The 20977-nt window shown below is 60.3% G+C and carries 20 protein-coding genes and 3 pseudogenes; 10 read left to right on the plus strand and 13 right to left on the minus strand.

The genetic code is table 11. The annotated features are described in order from the left end of the window. Window positions 1-192: 192 nt before the first annotated feature. Together GUY40_RS15155 and GUY40_RS28350 are read right to left on the minus strand one after the other, a co-directional pair. Entirely contained in the window at window positions 193-1533 is a 1341-nt protein-coding gene (locus GUY40_RS15155; protein WP_166569732.1) for an MFS transporter, read from the minus strand. 179 nt (window positions 1534-1712) lie between these two features. Beyond that, a pseudogene (locus GUY40_RS28350) lies at window positions 1713-1817 on the minus strand (FCD domain-containing protein); the annotation flags it as partial. A gap of 376 nt (window positions 1818-2193) precedes the next feature. On the opposite strand from GUY40_RS28350, the gene GUY40_RS28800 reads away from it, so the two are divergent. The 3 genes from GUY40_RS28800 to GUY40_RS15175 all read left to right on the plus strand — a co-directional run bounded on the left by GUY40_RS28800 (window position 2194) and on the right by GUY40_RS15175 (window position 3354). After that, window positions 2194-2385 carry a class I tRNA ligase family protein gene (locus tag GUY40_RS28800; RefSeq protein ID WP_371924820.1) on the plus strand — a complete coding sequence of 64 codons (192 nt, stop codon included), beginning with the start codon at window positions 2194-2196 and terminating at the stop codon, window positions 2383-2385. A 220-nt stretch (window positions 2386-2605) separates the two neighbouring features. Next, window positions 2606-2944: an alpha/beta hydrolase fold domain-containing protein gene (locus GUY40_RS15170; RefSeq protein ID WP_218585455.1), complete on the plus strand. Its 339-nt coding sequence runs from the start codon at window positions 2606-2608 to the stop codon at window positions 2942-2944. A gap of 14 nt (window positions 2945-2958) precedes the next feature. Next, complete coding sequence (locus tag GUY40_RS15175) at window positions 2959-3354, plus strand: rhodanese-like domain-containing protein (protein WP_166569734.1); 396 nt, start codon at window positions 2959-2961, stop codon at window positions 3352-3354. Between the two features lie 223 nt (window positions 3355-3577). Here GUY40_RS15175 and GUY40_RS15180 read toward each other — a convergent pair. Continuing rightward, a pseudogene (locus tag GUY40_RS15180) lies at window positions 3578-4840 on the minus strand (OprD family porin). 68 nt (window positions 4841-4908) lie between these two features. Between GUY40_RS15180 and GUY40_RS15185 the strand changes: the two are divergent. The 3 genes from GUY40_RS15185 to GUY40_RS15195 are packed head-to-tail and all read left to right on the plus strand — an operon-like array spanning window position 4909 to window position 7708. Beyond that, entirely contained in the window at window positions 4909-5853 is a 945-nt protein-coding gene (locus tag GUY40_RS15185) for a TRAP transporter substrate-binding protein (protein ID WP_178117839.1), read from the plus strand. Window positions 5854-5858: 5 nt separating this feature from the next. Further along, a complete protein-coding gene (locus GUY40_RS15190; protein WP_166569735.1) occupies window positions 5859-6389 on the plus strand; it encodes a TRAP transporter small permease in 531 nt (176 codons plus the stop codon). Beyond that, window positions 6386-7708 carry a TRAP transporter large permease gene (locus GUY40_RS15195; protein ID WP_166569736.1) on the plus strand — a complete coding sequence of 441 codons (1323 nt, stop codon included), beginning with the start codon at window positions 6386-6388 and terminating at the stop codon, window positions 7706-7708. The genes GUY40_RS15190 and GUY40_RS15195 overlap by 4 nt, the downstream gene beginning before the upstream one ends. A gap of 281 nt (window positions 7709-7989) precedes the next feature. On the opposite strand, the gene GUY40_RS15200 is transcribed toward GUY40_RS15195, so the two are convergent. Then, window positions 7990-8331 (minus strand): FKBP-type peptidyl-prolyl cis-trans isomerase, encoded by a 342-nt coding sequence (locus GUY40_RS15200; protein WP_166569737.1) that lies wholly within the window; start codon window positions 8329-8331, stop codon window positions 7990-7992. Between the two features lie 185 nt (window positions 8332-8516). On the opposite strand from GUY40_RS15200, the gene GUY40_RS15205 reads away from it, so the two are divergent. Then, window positions 8517-9740: a DUF1624 domain-containing protein gene (locus tag GUY40_RS15205; RefSeq protein WP_166569738.1), complete on the plus strand. Its 1224-nt coding sequence runs from the start codon at window positions 8517-8519 to the stop codon at window positions 9738-9740. Here GUY40_RS15205 and GUY40_RS15210 read toward each other — a convergent pair. From GUY40_RS15210 to GUY40_RS15230, 5 genes are all read right to left on the minus strand, one after another. Continuing rightward, window positions 9737-10762 carry a formylglycine-generating enzyme family protein gene (locus GUY40_RS15210; RefSeq protein ID WP_166569739.1) on the minus strand — a complete coding sequence of 342 codons (1026 nt, stop codon included), beginning with the start codon at window positions 10760-10762 and terminating at the stop codon, window positions 9737-9739. The genes GUY40_RS15205 and GUY40_RS15210 overlap by 4 nt on opposite strands. Before the next feature lie 130 nt (window positions 10763-10892). Then, the gene (locus GUY40_RS15215) at window positions 10893-12575 is read right to left on the minus strand and encodes an arylsulfatase (RefSeq protein ID WP_166569740.1); all 1683 of its coding nucleotides are present in this window, start codon (window positions 12573-12575) and stop codon (window positions 10893-10895) included. Between the two features lie 42 nt (window positions 12576-12617). Next, on the minus strand, window positions 12618-13955 hold the full coding sequence (locus GUY40_RS15220; protein ID WP_178117836.1) for a hypothetical protein: 1338 nt from the start codon (window positions 13953-13955) through the stop codon (window positions 12618-12620). Between the two features lie 206 nt (window positions 13956-14161). Continuing rightward, window positions 14162-15205 (minus strand): LLM class flavin-dependent oxidoreductase, encoded by a 1044-nt coding sequence (locus GUY40_RS15225; protein WP_166569741.1) that lies wholly within the window; start codon window positions 15203-15205, stop codon window positions 14162-14164. 47 nt (window positions 15206-15252) lie between these two features. Beyond that, window positions 15253-15738 (minus strand): flavin reductase family protein, encoded by a 486-nt coding sequence (locus GUY40_RS15230; protein WP_166569742.1) that lies wholly within the window; start codon window positions 15736-15738, stop codon window positions 15253-15255. 332 nt (window positions 15739-16070) lie between these two features. Here GUY40_RS15230 and GUY40_RS15235 point away from each other — a divergent pair, with 332 nt between their 5' ends. Continuing rightward, entirely contained in the window at window positions 16071-17474 is a 1404-nt protein-coding gene (locus GUY40_RS15235) for a cytosine permease (RefSeq protein ID WP_166569743.1), read from the plus strand. Between the two features lie 154 nt (window positions 17475-17628). Here GUY40_RS15235 and GUY40_RS28805 read toward each other — a convergent pair. From GUY40_RS28805 to GUY40_RS15255, 4 genes and pseudogenes are all read right to left on the minus strand, one after another. Further along, window positions 17629-17763, minus strand: a pseudogene (locus GUY40_RS28805) (efflux RND transporter permease subunit); the annotation flags it as partial. 103 nt (window positions 17764-17866) lie between these two features. Next, window positions 17867-18535, minus strand: a complete 669-nt coding sequence (locus GUY40_RS15245; RefSeq protein WP_166569745.1) for an anti-sigma factor domain-containing protein — start codon at window positions 18533-18535, stop codon at window positions 17867-17869. After that, the gene (locus GUY40_RS15250; protein WP_166569746.1) at window positions 18532-19107 is read right to left on the minus strand and encodes a sigma-70 family RNA polymerase sigma factor; all 576 of its coding nucleotides are present in this window, start codon (window positions 19105-19107) and stop codon (window positions 18532-18534) included. The genes GUY40_RS15245 and GUY40_RS15250 overlap by 4 nt, the downstream gene beginning before the upstream one ends. 125 nt (window positions 19108-19232) lie before the next feature. Then, complete coding sequence (locus GUY40_RS15255; protein ID WP_166569747.1) at window positions 19233-19826, minus strand: fasciclin domain-containing protein; 594 nt, start codon at window positions 19824-19826, stop codon at window positions 19233-19235. A 205-nt stretch (window positions 19827-20031) separates the two neighbouring features. Here GUY40_RS15255 and GUY40_RS15260 point away from each other — a divergent pair, with 205 nt between their 5' ends. Both GUY40_RS15260 and GUY40_RS15265 read left to right on the plus strand, forming a co-directional pair. Beyond that, the gene (locus GUY40_RS15260) at window positions 20032-20181 is read left to right on the plus strand and encodes a hypothetical protein (RefSeq protein WP_166569748.1); all 150 of its coding nucleotides are present in this window, start codon (window positions 20032-20034) and stop codon (window positions 20179-20181) included. A gap of 111 nt (window positions 20182-20292) precedes the next feature. Then, a complete protein-coding gene (locus GUY40_RS15265) occupies window positions 20293-20973 on the plus strand; it encodes a cysteine hydrolase family protein (RefSeq protein ID WP_166569749.1) in 681 nt (226 codons plus the stop codon). The last annotated feature ends 4 nt before the right edge of the window (window positions 20974-20977 follow it).

Here is a 20977-nt window from a genome sequence, read left to right on the forward strand (position 1 = left end):
TACGTCGAATGATGGAGCTGATGGCCTGAATAAGGCCTTTTTTTCCTGTTGCGTACTCAGAAATGCCCCGAACAGGTCGAGGCATTTGTTTGTTCAGGCGGTCACAGTTGGTTTTCACACAGTCTGTACAGGGGTTGTGCTGGATTCAGCCCATATCTTCCCAAGATCCCAACACAGTAAGCGTTAGCCGTCTCATGTAGTGGGCACCGCCGCATTAGGCTTGTTAGTTTGCTCTCCCACCTCATCCAGCGATATCCGCGAAGTCTCCGGCAACGCCAGCCCCCCGGCCAGCGCCAACAACGAAATCCCCATCAGGTAAAACGCCGGCGACAGGTTGCTACCAGTCTGGCTGATTAACCAGGTGGCCAGCAGCGGGGCGGTGCCGCCGAAGATTGTGTAGGCCATGTTGTAGGTGATGGCCGAAGCGGTATAGCGGGTGCGAGTCGGAAAGGTCTCCGACAGCAGTGCCGCCGTGACCACCCCGCACAGCACCGCGCCGGTCGCCAGCATCATCACGCCCAGCACTGATGCTAGGAACGAGCCGGAGCTGGCGAGCAGGAACGCCGGGACCACGCCAACCAGCAACAGCACGCAGGCAGTTCCCACCGTCGCACGCCGTCCGACCTTGTCAGAAAAAGCACCGGCCACCGGGCACAGGGCCGCGGCGAACACCAGTGCAATCACCGAGACCAGCAATGCGGTCGCTCGGCTCAGGCCGCCTGCCACTTGCAGGTAGGTCGCAAAGTAGGTGGTGAACATATAGAACGACAGCGCCGTCAGCGACACGAACGCGCCCAGGCAGCAGATCGCCGCGCCGTGGTTGCGCAGGGTTTCACGCAGTGGCGAGTGAGCCACTTCGTGTTGCTCGGTCACGGTTTGAAACGCAGGGGTCTCATCCAACCGCCAGCGCAGGTACAGGCCAACGATGCCCAGCGGCGCCGCGATCAGGAACGGCAGCCGCCAGCCCCAACTGCTCATGGCTTCGCTAGACAGGCTCGCCTCCAGCGTGTAGGCCACCACCGCTGCACTGGCAAAAGCGGTGAAGGTCGACACGGGCACAAAACTGCCGTACCAGGCTCTTTTGTTGCGCGGCGCATGCTCCATCAGATACGCGCAGGCGCCGGCATATTCGCCGCCCGCGGAAAACCCTTGCGCGCAGCGAATCAGCGTCAGCAACAGCGGCGCCAGCAAACCGATGCTGGCATACGTGGGCAACATCCCGATCAGGGTCGTGGCGGCGGCCATCAACAGGATCGTCGCGGCCAGCGTGCGCTTGCGTCCGATGCGGTCCCCGAGCATCCCGAAGAAGATCCCGCCCAGCGGCCGGAAGGCAAATGCCACGGCGAACACCGCGAAGGTTTTCAGCAGCGCCGCACCGCTGTCGTCACTGGGGAAGAACTGCTGGGCGATGGTGGTGGCCAAAAAGCCGTAGACCGCAAAGTCGAACCACTCCACGAAGTTGCCGATGGCAGCGGCGCAGATGACTTTGCGTAGGGTGGCGGGATCGACCTGTTCCGTATGGTTGCTTGTCATAGTGACCTCGATGCGCGCTTCAATGAACGATGGCTCATTATCAGCAAGCTACCGAAACGGGAATGTCGAGGAGCGGCATCGGCGTAGTCAGGGCCGTAGTGGCAGGGCGAAGATATGGGGCTATGATCGAGGGCCGACTTGGGGGCCGCACAGCAACGGTCACTCGCCGGAAAAGCGCTCGCCTGGCGCATGCGTGCCAGCTGCTCATCAGTGCGGCGCATAGCAGCCAGTGTGGCCGCCTGCACTTCAAGCCCCATGCGCAGTTCCAGAATGCTCCTGATACTGGGTTGAATGCATTAAAAAACAATGGCTTGCGTTGATCTCAACTCTTTTTTAGTAGGTATTACTGTGTTGCGGCATAAACAAAATGTTTTATGGCTGCCGATCGGTGTGGGCAAGGTACTAGTTCGCTGTAAGTAGTTGCTTACGCAAAAAGTAATAACTTCTTAGATTGATGTTGCGTAATCTAACCGCTCTTGCCCACGTCTGAAAAGGAAGGAAAACATGGAGCGCTACATTTGTTCGACGGAGTACAAAAAATATCGGCGGGTTCCGTTGCATTCAAAAAAGCGCTGGTATAGTCTCGGGTCCGCTTGAAACTAAACCATCGGATTGGTGTCTCGCTTATAAAAGGACTTTATTTTGGCGTCAAAATTCATTGTGCCCATTACGCCTCCCACTCCCAATGGGGATCTTCACCTCGGGCACTTGTCGGGTCCTTTTCTCGCAGCGGATGTTATGCAGCGAGTCCTCAGGCAGCGCGGGCACGATGTGCTGTTTGTCAGTTACAGTGATGATTATCAAAGTTACCTCCCACGTAAAGCTAATGCGTTGCTGCGTCAGTCGTTTTAGTATGGGCGACTCATGCGCAGGGCTATGCAATTGTCGTTGGAGCTGGCGGATATTCATCTCGATTATTTTATGCAGGCGGCAAATAACTCGGCTTATAAACAGGCCGGCGAGCATTATGCCAATTTGATTGGCCAACAAATAAGGTTGCTACCATACAAGACATTTCATTGTTCGCAGTGTGATCTCTACGGTTACGAAGGGTTTGGTCGAACCTCGTGCAATGGGTGCGGTACTCGCGGAGGGCTTTCCGTTGGATGCCGCAACGTTGGCCTGGTTCGCTCAGCATTGGGCACCTTGGTGCATGGCCGAGCATTTCGACCCTTTGAGCGACGACTTTTCCTTCGTAGCACTACCACCGTGTGAACTGCATAGCGCAGGCCACGATGTATGGCGCGACGAGGCACAGGCTTTTGTCGAACAGGCTACCCGACATAATGCGCCGGTCAATCACCATTTTCATGGCGACCTTCCCCACGACTTTTGCCTCTATTCGGGCAAGTTGGGCAGTGCGCAACGTGGCGTTGCGAAAATCGCGGCGACTTTAGCTTTTTCACTCTGAGAGAGGACACTGTAATGAGTGTTGATCAACTGGCCTACTACCAAAAAAAACTCAGCTATGAAACCGACAGCTGGGACCTCTACCTAGCGCTGAAGGACGGTGCCGGCGTGGTGGTCGTCGACGGGCGCAGTGCCCAGGTTTACGAGCGCCAACATATTCCTGGCGCGATCAATCTTCCCCATAAGGCACTGTGCTTCAACACCACCGTGGGGCTGGATAAGTCCAAGGTTTATGTGACCTATTGCGATGGGATCGGTTGCAACGCATCGACCAAGACGGCGTTGAAATTGCTGACGCTAGGTTTTCAGGTAAAGGAGCTGCTTGGCGGCCTAGACTGGTGGATACGTGACGGGTACGCCACCGAAGGTAGCGAGGGCAAGGACGGAACGCCCATCGTCTGCGGCTGTTAACCATCTGATGGACCGCCGCTGAGCATGCGGCCCTTTTCGATGATGAACTCATGAAAGGGTCGCTATTCACGGCCGAATGGCAATGCCTGTTGACGAAAACTCGGACGGTGGTGTCGTCGTTGTAATTGCTTTGCCGTCCGCAGATCACCAGGTGTTTGATGGCACCTGAATCTAATCACCTGTTCGCGGGCAAGCCCACGAATGGCTCTTGTCACGCTATCAATTACAACGCCAGCGTATAGCCCAGAATCACGCGGTTTTCATTGGCGTCGGTGGTCAGCCCGTTGCCGGAACGGAACGTCGCATTGCGCAGGCGCACGTTGAAGCCCTTCATGAAACCCTGCTGGAAGGTGTAGACCAGGTCGGTGTCGCGTTCCCATTCGCTGCCGTCTTGCACCGCGGCGGTGTTGATATGGCTGCCGCTGACGTAGCGAGTCATGAAGGTCAGGCCGGGAATTCCCAGTGCGGCGACGTCATAGTCGTAGCGCGCCTGCCAGGCGTCGGTCTCGGCCTTGGTGAAGACGTTGAAGGTCACCAGGTTGACGGAGTAGGGGTCCAGGCCGGGGTAGGCAAAGTCGCCGTCACCCGAAAGGTTCTGGTAGCCGACGCCGAATTTGTGTGGGCCGATGCCTACGGTGAGCATGCCGTTGAAGAAGCGGTTGTCGATCCGCCCGCCATCGACTCGTGCGGCGCTACGGAAACGGTGATCACCGCTTTCGGAGGTGTCGAAATAACGCAGGTCGGTCTTCAGCGACACACCCTGGCCCAGTGCTGCGGTATTGACCAGGCCAACGAAGTGCTGATGATAGATGTCTTGCATCTGCGCATAGTAGTAACTGAGCGCCAGCGCCGGGTTGATTGCGTAGCTGCCGCCGGCCAGGTCCAGGTGCGAACTGCGCACGCCACCGTAGTTCATCTCATCGTTGCTCGAGGAGTCGCGCAGGTTGATTTTCTCCAGGCGCGCGGCGTTGAAGGTCAGGCCGGCGATGTCTTGTGAGGTGAGCAGGCTACCCGCGTAAGTGGATGACAGCAGCCGCACGTCGTTGTAGGAGGCCACCGGCAGCTGGGGTTACAGGGTGCCGAGTTTGAGCACGCTTTTGGACACCCGCAGCTTGGCGGTCAGGCCCAGTTCGCTGTAGGTGTCTTCGGGCTCCAGGCTTTGGGCGCCGAAGGCCAGCAAGCCAGTGTTGCGGCGGTCCCTGCTCGAATCGAGCTTGATGGCGGTCTGGCCGATGGCGTCGACGCCAACGCCCACGGTGCCTTCGGTGAAGCCCGACTCATAGCGCAAGGTGAAGCCCTGGGCCCATTCCTCGGCCTTGGACTGGGGCGCGCTGTGTTGGCGGAAGTCGCGATTGATGTACATGTTGCGAGCTTCAATGCTGGCTTTGCTGTCGTTCAAAAAGACGGCGTGTGCAGCGCCACTCAAGGTACAGGTGCCAGCGAGCAGGCAGGTCAGTGCCGGAAGGGTGCTTGGGTGCCTTGTCATTATTTTTATCTCCAGGGCTGTGTTGAAGGCCGACCTGCGCTGTCTCGGCCCACGCCGACACCATCACCCTGAAAGTCGCTCATTTCCTGCCGTCCACCTCCAACGCCCAGGTCAACATCATCGAGCCGTGGTGCGAACAGCTGCGCCTGGAGTCCAACGACCGGATCAAATGCCAGCTTTACCCATCGATGCAGCTGGGCGGCACGCCGGCCAAGCTCGCCGACATGGCGCGCAATGGCGTGGCCGACATCGTCTGGACGGCGCCGGCGTATTCGGCCGGTAAATTCCCGCGTGTCGAAGCGCTGGAGCTGCCGTTCGTGCTGCCCTACGGCGGCAAGGCCGGCAACGCAATCATCTGGGATTTCTACCAGCAGTACGCCAAGGACGACTTCAACGGCTACAAGGTGCTGGTGGTGCACGGCGACGGCGGCATGAACCTGCACACCCGTGGCAAGCCGGTGCAAAGCGGGGCGGACCTGGCCGGGCTCAAGCTGCGGGCGTCCAGCCGTACAGCGGCGAAAACCCTCGAAAGCCTAGGCGCGACGCCAGTCAGCATGCCGCCGGCGCAAATGACCGAAGCCATTTCCAAAGGCGTGGTCGATGGCGCCTTGGCAGCCTGGGAAGTGGTGCCGGCGACCAAGCTCGATGAAGTGACCCAGTACCACAGCGTCACCCCGCAAGGTCAGCCGGCCTTCGGCTACACCGTGCTGGCAATGCTGATGAACCAGCGCAAATTCGACAGCCTGCCGGCCGACCTGCAGGCGATTATCGAGCGCAACAGCGGCAAGGCGCTGTCCGAACGCTTCGCCACGGCGTGGGATAAAGCCACCGACAGCGCCCTGAGCGCAAGCCCGACTGCCTCCCTGGTCAGCATCGACAGCAATGCCTATGCGCTGATGGAGAAATCCTCTGCCAGCGCCGTGCAGCAATGGGTCGAAGAAGCAGACAAGAAAGGCCTGGACGGCAAGGCGCTGGTTGACGGCGTGCGCGCCCTCGCTGGCACGGGGCAGTAATCGGGATGAAGGAATCACTGGATTTCTCATTCGAGTTGCACGCCCATCAGGGCCGGGCGCGGTTTGCCCTGCTGCAAGTCACCCTGGGGTTCGCTCTGGGCGGCGGGCTGATCCTGCTCGGGCTGGTGGCGATGTCGATCGTCTCGATTGTCGGCCGCAAGCTGTTTTCCATGCCGGTGCGCGGCGACATGGAACTCATGGAGGTGGGCGCCTCGGTGGCGATCGCTGCGTTCCTGCCCTTGTGCGAGCTGCGCGGCACGCATATCAAGGTTGATGCGCTGACCGGCTGGCTGCCTCAGGGCATTCGCACCGGGCTCGATGGCATCGCTCATGTGCTGTGCTGTGCGGTGGCCTGGATCCTGGCCTGGCGCACCAGTCTGCAGATGGTCGATAACCATGCGTTCGGCGATGCCACGACGCTGCTGTCCATCCCGCTGTGGATTCCACTGATGCTGATTGTGCCGAGCCTTGTGTTGTTGGGGATGTGCGCATTGGCGCGGGCGTATGAGGTGTTGGGCCTGGGAGGTCGGTCATGAGCGGTTTGTCGTTGGGTTTGATTGCACTGGCCCTCACCATGAGCTTGTTGCTGCTGCGAGTGCATATCGGCATCACCATGATGGTGGGCGGAGCGGCGTGTTTCTGGGCGGTGAACAATGGGGACCTGTCGTCGCTGCTGTTTACCCTCAATGACCTGGCCTACTCGCGGCTGTCCAACTACGACCTGGCGGTGATCCCGCTGTTCGTGATGATGGGCCAGTTCGCGACCCATGGCGGCCTGTCCCGGGCGATCTTCCGCTGCGCCTCGAGCTTTATCGGGCATTGGAAGGGCGGTATGGGCATGTCGGCTATTGGTGCCTGTGCAGGCTTTGGCGCCATCTGCGGTTCGTCACTGGCCACGGCCGCGACCATGAGCCATGTGGCGCTGCCGGAGCTGCGCCGGCATAACTACTCGGGTCGGTTGGCCACGGCCACCGTGGCGGCGGGCGGCACCCTCGGGATTCTGATCCCGCCATCGGTGCCGCTGATCATCTATGCGGTGCTGACCCAGGAATCCATTGCCAAGTTGTTTATGGCCGCTATTGTGCCGGGCGTCATTGCGATCATCGGCTACATGATCGTGCTGCGTATCATGGTCGCGCGTGACCAAACCCAGTCCACCGTATCGCCCAAGGCCTCGGTGGCGGAGCGGCTCAAGGCGCTGATCAATGTCACCCCGGTGATCGGGGTGTTCCTGGTGGTGATCGTCGGCATTTACGGCGGCTGGGCCAATCCGACCGAAGCGGCGTCGCTGGGGGCGGCGGCCTGTGGCGTGCTGGCGGTAGTACAGGGTGGCATGCGCTGGTCGGGTATTCGCCTGAGCTTGCTGGGCACGGCAGAAACCTCGGCGATGATCTTCCTGGTGTTGCTGGGCGCCGACCTGCTCAACTCAGGCCTGGCCCTGACACAGATGCCCAGCGAGCTGGCAGCGTGGGTGATCGGCAGCGGGCTGGCGCCGATGCTGGTGTTGATCATCATCCTGGGGCTGTACTTGCTGCTCGGATGCGTGATGGATTCGCTGGCAATGATCTTGCTGACCATCCCGATTTTCTACCCGATGATCATGGGCCTGGATTTCTTTGGGCTGAGCGAGACAGACAAGTCGATCTGGTTCGGGATTCTGGCCTTGATGGTGGTGGAGATCGGGCTCATTCATCCGCCACTGGGTATGAACCTGTTTATCGTCCAGCGCACGGCCAGGGATGTGCCGTACAGCGAGACCGCCATCGAAATCGTGCCGTTCCTGTGTTCGGACCTGATGCGGATCGTGTTGCTGGTGGCCTTCCCGGGGCTGAGCCTCTGGTTGCTGAGTTTTTGAAGACAGGTCCTGAAAGTGGGGACCCTGTGGGAGATTTCATGTTCGCAGGCACTCCCCGAAGCTGAGCCGTACGTCTGTAGAAGCATGGCTTGCCAGCGATAGGCGCACCGTGGTGTATCAGGTACGCCGCCTCGCGGGCAAGCCCGGCTTCCTACCTTGTCGACAATGTGGGAGCAGAGCTTGCTAGCGATGAGGCCAGCACAAGCGACAAAAACCTTGCCGGGGTAGGCGCGGCGTCCCGAAGCGCATAAGCCTCTTTCGGCTAACCCTGAATGACTTGCTTAATCCTCCCGCGTCAGCACTTCCAGCAATTCAATCTCGAAAATCAGGTTCGAGTGCGGCTTGATATGCGCGCCCATCGACCTCTCGCCATAGCCTAGATGCGCTGGCACGAAGAGTTTGCGCTTGCCGCCAACTTTCATGCCCATCAGGCCCTGGTCCCAGCCCTTGATGACCCGGCCGGTGCCGATCACGCACTGAAAGGGTTTGCCACGTTCGAAGGACGAGTCGAATACCGTGCCGTCTTCCAGCCAGCCGGTGTATTGGGTGGTGATCAGCGCGCCTTTGACGACAGCCTTGCCGTCACCGATGACGAGGTCGGTGAGGGTCAGTTCGGTGTTCATGGTAAACCTCGAAGAATTTTCAGGCGGCAAGTGTGAAGTGCTTGATCGGCAGCTTCAAGCCGGACACCGCAAAGGCACGTGATAGAGCGTTTGGTTACAATTGGAAACATCGGCGCGGCGTGTTGAAATGAATTGTTATAATGTACCATATGCCCTTTCGATCATCACCTGACGGCAATGGAACCATGCGACCCAAGGCTTTTCTTTCTTCTACCTCCACTGGGCTGGCGGGGCAGGGCGCGCTCGCTCAGGAACGCGTCGGCACTGCGGCTATCGCCCAATCGCGGATGCTGGCCATCGACGCCCTGCGCGGCTTTGTGATGCTGTGCATGTTGCTGGACCACGTCCGCGAAACCTTCTTCCTGCACCGTCAGGTCAGCGACCCGATGGACGCCCTGACCGTGGACCCGGGGCTGTTTTTCTCGCGCATGCTCAGCACCCTGTGCGCCCCCGTGTTTATCCTGCTGACGGGCCTGTCGGCCTATCTCTATAGCCAGAAGCACAGCCTGCGTGACACCTCGGTATTTCTGCTCAAGCGTGGGCTGTTTCTGGTGTTTCTTGAACTGACCTTCGTCTGCTTCGCCTGGACCGCCGAATTCCCGCCCAGGACGCTCTGGCTGCAAGTGATCTGGTGCATCGGTCTCTGCATGATCGCCCTGGCTGGGTTGCTGCATTTCAAGCGCAGCTGGCTGATGGTGCTGGGCGTGGCAATTATTGCCGGGCACAACCTGCTCGATGACCTGGTGCTGGGGCCGGAATCGCCGCTGTTCGTGCCTTGGTCGATCCTGCACCAGCGGGTGTTTATCGACATTACCGAGGTCACCCGCGCGCGGACAACGTACCCGGTGTTGCCCTGGATCGGCGTGATTCTGCTGGGTTGGACGATCGGGCCCTGGTTCAGCAAGGAGGTGCCACCCCAAGTGCGCATGGCGCGGCTGCTCAAGTTGGGTGGCGGGTTGTTGCTGGCGTTTCTGGTTATTCGCTATCTCAACGTCTACGGGGAGAAGCCCTGGGTCTACACCGGCGACAGCCTGCGCACGGTCATGAGCTTTCTGAGCGCGAAAAAGTATCCGCCGTCGGTGATGTTCCTGCTACCGACCCTGGGCCTTGGATGTTTGCTGCTGGCGTTGTTCGAGCGCTGGCAGGCCCGACGCGAGAGTGCCGTGCTGGCGCTGTACGGCGGTGCGCCGATGTTCTTTTACTTGCTGCACCTGTATGTGCTGAAGGTCTTCTACCTGGTGGCGCTGGCGATCTGGGGCGCCGACCAGGGGGACTATTACGGCTTCGATCAGCTCTGGGCGATCTGGCTGTGGACAATGTTGCTGGCCGTGGTGCTGTTTTATCCGACTCGCTGGTTTGCGGCGTTGAAGCAGCGGCGGCGGGATATCACCTGGCTTAAGTACCTCTAAGGCCCGGGCCTGATCGACACCGTCCTGAAGCCAATATGGTTGGTGCCCATGGTGAGATCCTGGGCATGCCGGGAGCTGGGGCGGTAGCGCTTGCAGTAGGACGGCGAGCACAGGTACGAGCCGCCCTTGATGGTGCCCAATTCTGTGCCGCGGGCTTGTTCGCTGAGGTTGTCTTCCAGGTCGATGTCCGGGTGCGAAACCGTTGCCGCGCCATGGTCGGGCGTCCAGCGGTCACTCACCCATTCCCAGACGTTGCCGACCATGTCGTAAAGGGCAAAGTTGTTCGCCGGGTAGCAACCAACCGGTGCGGTGGCGGCAAAGCCATCTTGCCTGCCATTGCGCAGCGGGAAGGCGCCGTCCCAAGTGTTGGCCATGCTGCGGCCGTGCGGGTTGAGCACTTTGCCCCACGGGAAGGTCGTCCCTGTCGCACCCTTGGCGGCATATTCGTACTGCGCCTCGGTCGGCAATGCACGACCCATCCAGTCGGCATAGGCCTTGGCGTCTTCATAGGCGATGTGCACCACCGGATGGTTATCCAGATCGGCAATCGAGCTGTCAGGCCCGGTGGGGTGTTGCCAATTGGCGCCCTCGATGTAGGTCCACCATTGCAGGCTATTGAATGCCAGCTGCGTCGGCGCCACGAACACCGTGGAGCCCGGGCGATACAGGGGTTCCGGCAGGCCGGGAAAGCGCGTACGGTTCAGGCCACGCTCGGCCAGGGTGCGGTAGCCGGTGGCCTCGACGAAGCGCCGGTACTGTGCGTTGGTGACTTCGTGGCGGTCGATCCAGAACCCCTCGACCGTGACTTGGCGGGCCGGCGCTTCCTCGGCGTAATGGGTATTGGAACCCAGGATGAAGCTGCCGCCTTCGACCCATTGTTCTTCGGTCGGCACGGCAGGATCCGGCCGCCCGGGATAGGCGCGGCAATCATTCAAGGTTCCCAGTGCCGCATAAGGCGCTGCCTGGGCGCCGAGGCAGGCGAGCGCCAGGCTCACCAGCAGGCATTTGATAAGTGGGTGCATGCAAGATCCCCAACGATGCTCAATGCTTTTGTAGGAGCCGGCTTTAGCCGCGATGGGCTGCGAAGCAGACCCCAGGGCCGCTGCGCGCCCCATCGCGGCTGAAGCCGGCTCCTACGGTTGACAGCGGTGATCAGTAGTCTCGACGGGGGTACGTGGTATCACGCCCGGTGGAGATGACGTTGTTCTGCTGGACGTATTGGGTCCATTCGATCAGCAGTTCATCGAGCTTCTGCCGATTGCTGGCCGCCAGGTCATGCAGTTCGCCTGGATCCTTCGCCAGGTCATAGAGACTCCAGACCCCCTGGCCGCCCTGGTAGTCGTAGACGATCTTCCAGTTGCCCTTGCGCACGGCATTGCGCCCCATCAGCTCAAAGCCCACCGGGTAATCCGGGTTGTGCACGGCACGGGCCTTGCCTTCCAGGAACGGCAGCATCGACATGCCTTTCATTGGTTGCACGGTCTTGCCCTGGTACTCGATGCCCGGGTGCTTGATGCCGGCGGCGTCGAGGATGGTCGGCATGATGTCCATGGCCGTCACCACCGCGTCGCTCTGGCCTGGGCTGACGCGTTGCGGGTAGCGAATAAAGGCCGCGGAACGAATGCCGCCTTCGTGGGTGTAGGCCTTGAAGAAACGGAAGGGCTGGGCACTGACCTGGCCCCAGGCTTCACCCTGGAAGGCAAAGGAGTTCGGTCGGCCGATGTTGTCCAGCGCCAGGTCAAAGTGCGCCGGGATCCATTTGTCGTTGGATTCGTCCTTGTCCCAGGCGTTGCCTTCTGGGCCATTGTCAGAAAGGAACACGATCAGGGTGTTGTCATACAGCCCCTTGGCCTTGAGGTGCGCGACCAGGTTGCCGATCTCATGGTCAAAGGCATCGACCATCGCCGCATAGGCTTCCATGGTCCGCGCCGAAACGGCCTTCTCCCGGGCGCTGAGGCTGGCCCATGGCTTGACCCCGGCCGGCATCGGCGTGACCGGTACGCCGGCGTCCACCAGGCCGAGCTTTTTCATTTTCTCGATGCGTCGTTCGGCGGCCACATCGTAGCCCTCGTCATATCGCCCCTTGTACTTCTTCAAAAACTCATCCGGCGCTTGCAGCGGCAGGTGGGCGGCGGTGTAGGCGGCGTAGGCGAAGAACGGCTTGTCGTCCTGTTTACGACCGGCATCGATGTAGTCGATCAGCTTGGCGGTGTAATCGCGTGAAGAGTAGAAGTTGGCCGGCAGGCTGACCTTGGCGTCGTTCTCGCGGTAGGTCGGCGGCGGTGCCGACGAGGCGATCTGCATGGGCGCGGATTGATTGAAATGCGCCGCACCGCCGCCCATCAACGAGTAGGACTGTTCAAAACCGCGCTGCGCCGGACGCTGGCCGTCGGCGCCGCCCAAGTGCCATTTGCCCACGGTGTAGGTGTTGTAACCGGCGTCCTTCATCAATTGCGGCAGGGCGGCGATGCGTTGGTTCAGGTAGCCCTCGTAGCCGGGACGATCCTGCTGCTCGGGGGTCAGGTGTGGAGTATTCATCTCGGCCATGTTGCCGACGCCGGCCAGATGGTGGTCGGTGCCGGACATCAGCATCGAGCGGGTCGGCGAACAGGTCGGTGCCACATATAGCGATTGCAGCTGGCGGCTGTCCTTGATCAGGCGGTCGAGGTTGGGTGTATCGATTTCACCACCAAAGGCGCCGATGTCGGAGTAGCCCAGGTCGTCGGCAACGATCAGCAGTACGTTGGGTTGGCTGGTCGCCTGCGCCGCGCACCAGGGTGTCATCAGCGCCAGGCTGAGGGTGGCCAGGCGGTGTTTTCGAATGAGAGGGTTCATGGCTGTTGTTATCTTCCCGGTTTTTACGTGAACACCGTACGGTCAGAAGCCGTAGGTGACCACCAGTTGACTGTAGAGATTCAGGTCGCGGCTGCCCAGTTGCGAGCCGCCTTGTTCGGCGCTTTTGTCCGGCTTGTAGAGGCCAATCAACGGGCTGATGGTCAGGCCATTATCAAAGTTGACATCCACGTACAGGTCCAGCTCGCGAGCACTCAAGTCACCCTGGCGGTTGTCCAGGGTATTGAAGTCGAACAGCAGGGCGCCGACCGCGACGTTGCGGTGGGGCTTGGCTTCCAGGCGCAGCATCTGCACCGTGGCGTTGCGCTGGAACGGGCCTGAATAGTTGGCCGCGACTTCGCCCTGGAACCAGGTGCCGTAGCCACGGCTGTAGCCGCTGAACAGCGGATCGTAGTCTTCCGAGTAGCGGCTGTAGCGGTAGGCGAGCTGCGGCTGCCATGGCGCCTGGGCGAAAGTCCAGCCGGCCTCCATGTACCAGGCGCTTTCATCGCCTTGCTGTTTTTCCTGGTGGGCGTATTCGAACGAGGTGAACAGCGACTCCACGCCCAGGTTGCCCTGGCCGCGCAGGCTGACGACCTTGAGGCCGTCGCGCTGGGCCGAGAACGGGTTGGCGTAGTCCTTGTCGACGCCCAGGCCGCGCACATAGGTCAGGCCCAGCGTGCCTTCGGCAGCATGGTGCTCCAGCACTGCCACGCCCAGCTCCGGCTTGGCCTTGATCTGGTTATCGGACTTGATCCAGATCAGGTCGCCGGTCCACGGGCCTTTGCCGCCCAGATGCAGCCAGGCGGTTTGATCAAAGGCGTTGCGCGCCGTCAGGTAATAAGCGCCGCCCCGGTCCAGGCCACCGTCACCCAGATTATGGCCGACACTCAGGCCGTCGCCATTGATGATAAAGCCGTCGCCGACACGGATTTTCTGACTGCCGGCGGAAAACTCCAGGCCATCGGTGCCCAGCGCCGGGAACAGATCGCCCGAGCGCCAGCCCAGGTACTTGCGATCAACGGCGGTGCGGCGTTCGCTGCCATCGGTGTAGCCGGCGGCATCGCCGGAGCCGAACGTGCCGCTGCTGACGAGGTTGAACTCGCCATACAGCGTCGAGTTGCCCAGCGCGTCCAGTCGCTGAGTGGCATAAAGGCCATAACGCGCGAATCCTTCGCTCCAGCCGATGGCGCCGTTCTTGACCGGGCCGCCCTGGTTATAACTTTCGTCACTGTGAAAGAGGCCGTAGGACAGCAGCACTCGGCTGTCCACCTGCAAGCCGTCGGCCTGATAAAGCGTGTAGGCACCCGCCTGGCTGCACAGCCCGAGCAGGGTCAGCGAGGAAATGGCGAGACGTGAAGGAAATCGAGCAATGGGGTTCATGCAAGGCCTGTTCTTTTTAAGATTATCGATAGGCGTAAAGCAGGAGGTGTTGCGAGGGGTATGGTAGGAAGCGGCGGGGGTACAGGCTTGTGTCTGGCTGCCAGCGCATTTGTGTGTGCGTGACATGGGGGATGGTGGTGTCTTCAAAAGCTTCGCGGCGGTCCGGCGGACCGCCGCGAATTAGGTCGACGCCGATCTAAAAGATCTCAACGAAACGCCGGCACCACCTGATCAATAAACAGCTGCAACGATTTGCGCTTTTCTTCATGCGGCAAGCTGTTGTCACACCAGAAGCTGAACTCGTCCACACCCAGTTCCTGGTAGTACTTGATGCGGGCGATGATTTCTTCCGGGGTGCCGATCATGGTGTTCTTGCGGATGTTCTCCAGTTCGAACTCCGGGCGTTCGGCGAACTTGGATTCCGGGCTTGGCTCCAGGAAGCCGTTCTGCGGCACGGTCTTGTTGCCGAACCAGGCATCGAAGGTGCGGTAGAAACGTGAAATCGCCTTGGCACCCACTTGCCAGCCATCCGGGTCGTCGCTGGCGTGCACGTGGGTATGGCGCAGCACCATCAGTTGCGGGCGCGGCACACCGGGGTTGTTGGCCAGGGCTGATTCGAACTTGTTCTTCAGATCGACGACTTCTTCGTCGCCCTTCATCAGCGGCGTCACCATCACGTTGCAGCCGTTGGCCACTGCGAAGTTGTGCGAGTCCGGGTCGCGGGCGGCGATCCACATCGGCGGGTTGGGTTTCTGGATCGGCTTGGGCACGCTGGTGGAGGTGGGGAATTTCCAGATATCGCCGTCATGGGCGTAGTCGCCTTGCCACAGTGCGCGCACCACTGGAACCATTTCACGCAAGGCATTGCCGCCGCTGGAGGCTGGCATGCCGCCGGCCATGCGGTCGAACTCGACCTGATAGGCACCGCGGGCCAGACCGACTTCCATGCGGCCATTGCTGATCACATCGAGCAGGGCGCATTCACCGGCCACCCGCAGCGGGTGCCAGAACGGCGCGATGATGGTACCGGCGCCCAGGTGAATGGTCGTGGTTTTCGCCGCCAGGTACGCAAGCAGAGGCATCGGGCTTGGCGAGATGGTGTATTCCATGGCGTGGTGTTCGCCGATCCAGACGGTGCTGAAACCGCCGGTTTCGGCCATCAGCGTCAGTTCGGTCAGGTCCTCGAACAGTTGACGATGGCTGACGCTTTCGTCCCAGCGTTCCATGTGCACGAACAGGGAAAATTTCATGACGCGTTCCTCGAATCTTTGGTCTTTTTAGAAATGATGCGCAAGGGTCAGGCAAACGCGGGCAATGCGCCCATTTTGCCGCGGCAGTACACCAGCGGGCCGATGGACCGCTGCGGCACGATCAGGTTTTTCACCGCGCCCACCATGATGGCGTGGTCACCACCTTCATATTCGCGCCACAGCTCGCATTCGATGATGGCGGTGGCGTTGGCCAGCAGCGGGTTGCCCAGCTCACTCAAGGTCCACTCGATACCGGCGGCCTTGTCCTTGCCCTTGCTGGCGAAGGCGTAGGCCTCTTTCTGCTGCTCGGCCGACAGCATGTGAATGGCAAAACGCTTGTTCTTGATCAGTACAGGATAGGAGTCGGAGCTGTAGTTGGGGCAAAACAGCACCAGCGCCGGGTCCATGGACAAAGAACTGAAGGCGCTGGCCGTCAGACCGACGATCTGGCCGTCGTCGTCCAGAGTGGTGATGACGGTTACGCCGGAAGGGAACGAACCCATCACATGCTTGTAGACGTTGGCATCGATCATTGCAGAAATCCTCGCGGGGAGCGGCTAGGGCGCTTTTTATGAGCTTTGTTGTCTGATGGTATACCGTAAGATTGACTTTGCAAGTCCTTTTTCCGTTGCAGGCGACAAACGTCGTCGTCAGCGCTCAAGCGCCTGTTTTCCGGGGCTGCGAGGTTTTTGCGGCGATTGAGCGGGCAGCAGGGAGCGGATCAGTTCGTCGTTCAAACAGCGGATCAGTCTTGTCAAAAGCCTGGAATACCATAATATGGTCTGCACTCACTGAGCTGCTGAAGAGCAGCCAGCGCGCCATGGTTTGGCTTCAGACAAAGATAAGAACAGGCATCTTCGAACTCATGAATAACTCCCAGCAGTCCGGCTCCAGCCAATTGATCGAAAATCACACGGTCGATTACGTTCCACTCGCCGAGCGCCACGGCAAGGCCCGTGACCTCTTCACCCTCTGGTTCAGCACCAACATTGCGCCACTGCCGATCGTGACCGGTGCGATGGTGATTCAGGTATTCCACCTTGATCTATTGTGGGGGCTGATCGCGATTGTGCTCGGTCACATGATTGGCGGTATCGTCATCGCCCTCGCTTCGGCCCAGGGGCCGTGCATGGGCATCCCGCAGATGGTTCAGAGCCGCGGCCAGTTCGGCCGTTATGGCGCGCTGTTGATCGTGTTTTTTGCAGCGGTCATCTACCTGGGCTTCTTTATTTCCAACATTGTGCTGGCGGGCAAATCCATCACCGGGATTGCCGAGTCGGTGCCACTGCCGGCCGGGATCATCATCGGCGCGCTGAGTGCCACGGCCATCGGGGTGATCGGCTACCGCTTCATTCACACCCTGAACCGGATCGGCACCTGGGTGATGGGCACGGCATTGCTGGCGGGCTTTCTCTATATCTTTGCCCATGAGCTGCCGGTGGACTTCTTCAGTCGCGGCGCCTTTAACCTCTCGGGCTTTCTGGCGACGGTGTCGTTGGGGATCATCTGGCAGATCAGCTTCTCGCCGTATGTTTCGGATTACTCGCGTTACCTGCCGGCCGATATCGGTGTGTTCCGTCCGTTCATGGCCACCTACCTGGGCGCTACCCTGGGCACCATTCTGTCGTTCAGCTTTGGCGCTGTCGCTGTGCTGGCAACGCCTGAAGGCACCGAGGCCATGGCGGCGGTCAAGCAGTCCACCGGTTGGCTGGGCCCGATCCTGATGGTGCTGTTCCTGCTCAACATCATCAGCCACAACGCCCTCAACCTGTATGGCGCGGTGCTGTCGATCGTGACCTCGATCCAGACCTTCGCCGGCAACTGGACGCCGAGCATTCGTGTACGGGTTGTGCTGTCGAGCGTCGTTTTGGTGGGCTGCTGCCTGATGGCGCTGAGCGCATCGGCAGACTTCATTTCGCAATTCATCGGCCTGATTCTGGCGCTGTTGCTGGTGTTGGTGCCGTGGGCGTCGATCAACCTGATCGACTTCTACCTGATCAAGAACCGCCAGTACGACATCACTTCGATCTTCCGCGCCGATGGCGGGATCTATGGCCGCTTCAACATGCATGCGATCGTGGCGTACTTCATCGGCATCCTGGTGCAGCTTCCGGTGGCGAACACGGCGATTTATGTCGGGCCGTACGCCAACATCATCGACGGGGTGGACCTGTCGTGGCTGGTGGGGCTGGCGGTGACCTGCCCGCTGTACTACTGCCTGGCGACCCGTGGTGAGGCGCGGGTGGGTAAAATCGTCATGGCTGATTGAGTGTAACCGGGGCCGCTTCGCGCTCCATCGCGGCCAGGTCCGCTCCTACAACAGCCTGCGCAATATTTGCGCGGGGAATGTAGGAGCGGACCTGGCCGCGATGGGCTGCAAAGCAGCCCTGATTTTGTTCTGGCACCACCGATTGAACGATATTACGGCGCTTGCCCGTCAAGCGCGTCATCACCACAAAGAACACCGGCACAAACACCACCGCCAGTGTCGCCGTCAACATCCCGCCGATCACCCCGGTACCAATCGCCTGTTGGCTGGCCGAGCTGGCCCCGCTGGCAAATGGGCTTGTCCGCGAAAGAGGACGCCGCAGTTTTTCAGGGGTTGCGCGTCATCGTTCATCGCGGCGGTGCGGCGATCCGACAAGCCCGGCTCCTATGGGTTCACAGCGAGCGCAATACACCCTGATACAACACCGGCCCTGTCGGCTGGCCTGTGGGCGAACCGGCCAACGGCTCCAGGCTCACCGCCAGCGCCTTGGCGTTTTTCAGTGCCGCTTGCTGTCCGGCGTCCAGTTCAAGTTTCGAGCTGCCCTGGCGTGGCAACAGGCCGAGTGACACGGGTTTTCCATCCGCCGGAATTGCCCACAGCTCCAGGCTGCGGTCAGCGTCGACGGAGGTCAGTTTCAGGGCTTCTATCTGCAGATAATCGTCGTAGCCATCAACGACCATGACGGCTTGCTGGTTATCGGCCACAAGCGTCGTGGTGTAAAGCGGATCGCCTTGGTACAAATACGCCCCGATTGCCACTACCACCGAAAGCATCGCCGCCAGGATCGCGCCGCGCAGCCAGTGCATGTCCCACAGGCCGGGCTTGCGCGCTGCCGGGAATAGCCGCGCTTCGATGGCTTGCCAGACCTGTTCGGGCACCGGCTCTTCGGGCAGCGGCTGGGTGAGCGCCAGCAGCGACTCGTGCCACTGGGCGACTTCGGCGCGCAAGGTCGGATCGGTCTTGAGCAACCGCTCAAAGCGCTTGCGCGCCAGCGGCGGCATCAGGCCGATGCTGTAATCGGCGGCCAGCGCCCGGCGCAGGGAAGGGGATTGGTAGTTCATGGTTCAAGGCACCTGCGCAAGCGCTCCATGCCCCGACGAATCCAGGACTTGACCGAGCCCAGGGGTTGATGAAGGCGCGCGGCGATTTCCGAGCACGACAGGCCCTGAAAATAGGCCGTGGTGATGGCCGTGCGCTGGGCGTTGTCCAGGGTCTGCAGGCAGCGGTTCAGGGCGCTCGCTTCACGTTGAGCCGTTAATTGCTCGACGGCACCGGGGGTGTGGTCTTCCAACTCGTGCAGCGGGTTGTCGTCCAATGCGACTTCGCGGCGCTTGCGCAGTTGGTCAATGGCCAGGTGGCGGGTGATGCTGATCATCCAGGTCAGCGGTTCGGCGACAGTGCTGTCGTAGCGCGAGGCGTGGTGCCAGATGCGCACGAAGCTTTCCTGAACCACTTCTTGCGCCATGTCTTTACGCCCCATGCATTTGAACGCCACCGCATAGAGCAGGCCGCTGACGCTTCGATACAAGGCCTCGAATGAGCGGCGATTGCCCAGCGACACTTCGGTGAGCAAAGTTCGAAGCTGATTGGCGTCGACAGTCGAAATGGTCTGACTCCTGCGCGTTCGGTTCAATGGGGCAGCGTGCCGCCAACACCCGGGCTGCCTGCACGTGCAGTTTCATGCTGCACCTACCCGTCATCAGTTATAGCTGCTCCGGGAAAAACGGGCATCACCACGGTGGCAATGCCCGCCACGACTCAGCTTTTTGGCAGCAGCACCTTATCGATCACATGAATCACGCCATTGGACTGGGTGACATCGTAGGTGCTGATATCGGCCACATCGCCTTTTTCATCCTTGACCACAATGTTGTGCGGGCCATTCATCATCAACCAGAGTTTGCCACCGCTGACGGTGGTCAACTCAGTCTTGCCACCACCGGCCTTGATGCGTTTGCTCAGCTCCAGCATGTCCAGATTACCGGCCACCACGTGGTAGGTCAGAATCTGGGTCAGGGTGCCCTTGTTTTCGGGTTTGAGCAGGTTATCCACGGTGCCGGCCGGCAATGCCGCGAAGGCTGAATTGACCGGTGCAAAGACGGTGAATGGGCCTTTGCCTTTGAGGGTATCGACCAGGCCTGCGGCTTTGACAGCGGCCACCAGGGTGGTGTGGTCGGCCGAATTGACCGCGTTATCGACGATGGTTTTGCTCGGCAACATGCTTTGCCCACCCACCATGACGGTCGGGTGGGACATGTCCGCCGCTTGCACAGTGCTGAAGGCACAACCACTGGCAATGGCCAGGGTCAGCAGGCGGGTGATAACCGGACGTTTGAGCGAAATACTGTTCATGGTGTTACCCCTTTACTGGCGTTTAAGGGGCCAGGAAAGTCTGGCCTTGCTGGATATACGCAGGGGATTGCCAGTTGGATGCAGGCGGATGCAAATAAAGGTGAGATGCCCGCGATATTGTCCGGCCGACGCAGGGCACTTGCGACTTTTATGTATTATGGTATACCAGTAATCAGTTCTATCTCATCCACGGTCGATGCTCACCATGAACAATCGATTCAACTCACTGATCGCACCTCTGGGCATCGAGCTGGCCTATCTGCGCGCCAACTCGACCACTTCGCACGTGCGTCTCAAACGCTTGCGCTCAAGCGTTTCAGCCAAGCAGAACGGCTTCTGGCAAATAATTTCCTGATCACACTCAGAAGGTCCAGTGCACGTCGCCCGGGGCATTGCTGCGCCTGGTGATGGTGTATTCGAGTGTGCTGGACGCAGCAACGCGTCCACTTTTTTGATCAGGTTTGCCATGAATAATAACAACGCGCTATTGATCATCGATATGCAATGCGAAAACGGTTTCGCCCTGGAAGGGTTCGACACTGTGGTTCGCAACACCTCCAGCCTCTTGAGCGCGGCGCGCCAGCAGGCAGTTGCCGTGTTCTATTCCCGCCACATCAATCTGGCCGACGGCACCGGCCTGCCTCCCAATGAACCGCTGGCCTCGGACGGTGGCCCCGCCAGCTACCGCAGCGGCACGACTGCGGTCGAGATCCTCCCGGCACTGGCACCGATAGCCGGTGAAACGGTTATCGACAAGCCGCGCTACAGCGCCTTTTTCCAGACTGACCTGCATGCCCGTCTGCAACAGCAGGGCATTGACACACTGACCGTCAGCGGGGTGCTCACGGATGTCTGCGTGATGACCACGGTGTACGACGCCTTCGCCCTGGGTTATCGCATTCGCCTGGTGACCGATGCCTGCACGGCGACCACCGCAGCGGCCCACTATTCGGCGCTGTTGATCCTGGCGAACTGGGTCTATTCGCTGGAGCTGGTGACCACCGCACAGTGGCTGCGCTCAATGGCAGGGGAGCCCTATACCGGCTGTACACCGACGTCCCCCGATCAGTTTGCCCACCAGGTTCACGAACTGCCGGGTGCCATTGACCGGCTGCATACCCGTCTTCACGCACAGGCGCAGGAGTGATCAG

The organism is Pseudomonas sp. R5(2019), assembly GCF_009905435.1.
Classification (GTDB): domain Bacteria; phylum Pseudomonadota; class Gammaproteobacteria; order Pseudomonadales; family Pseudomonadaceae; genus Aquipseudomonas.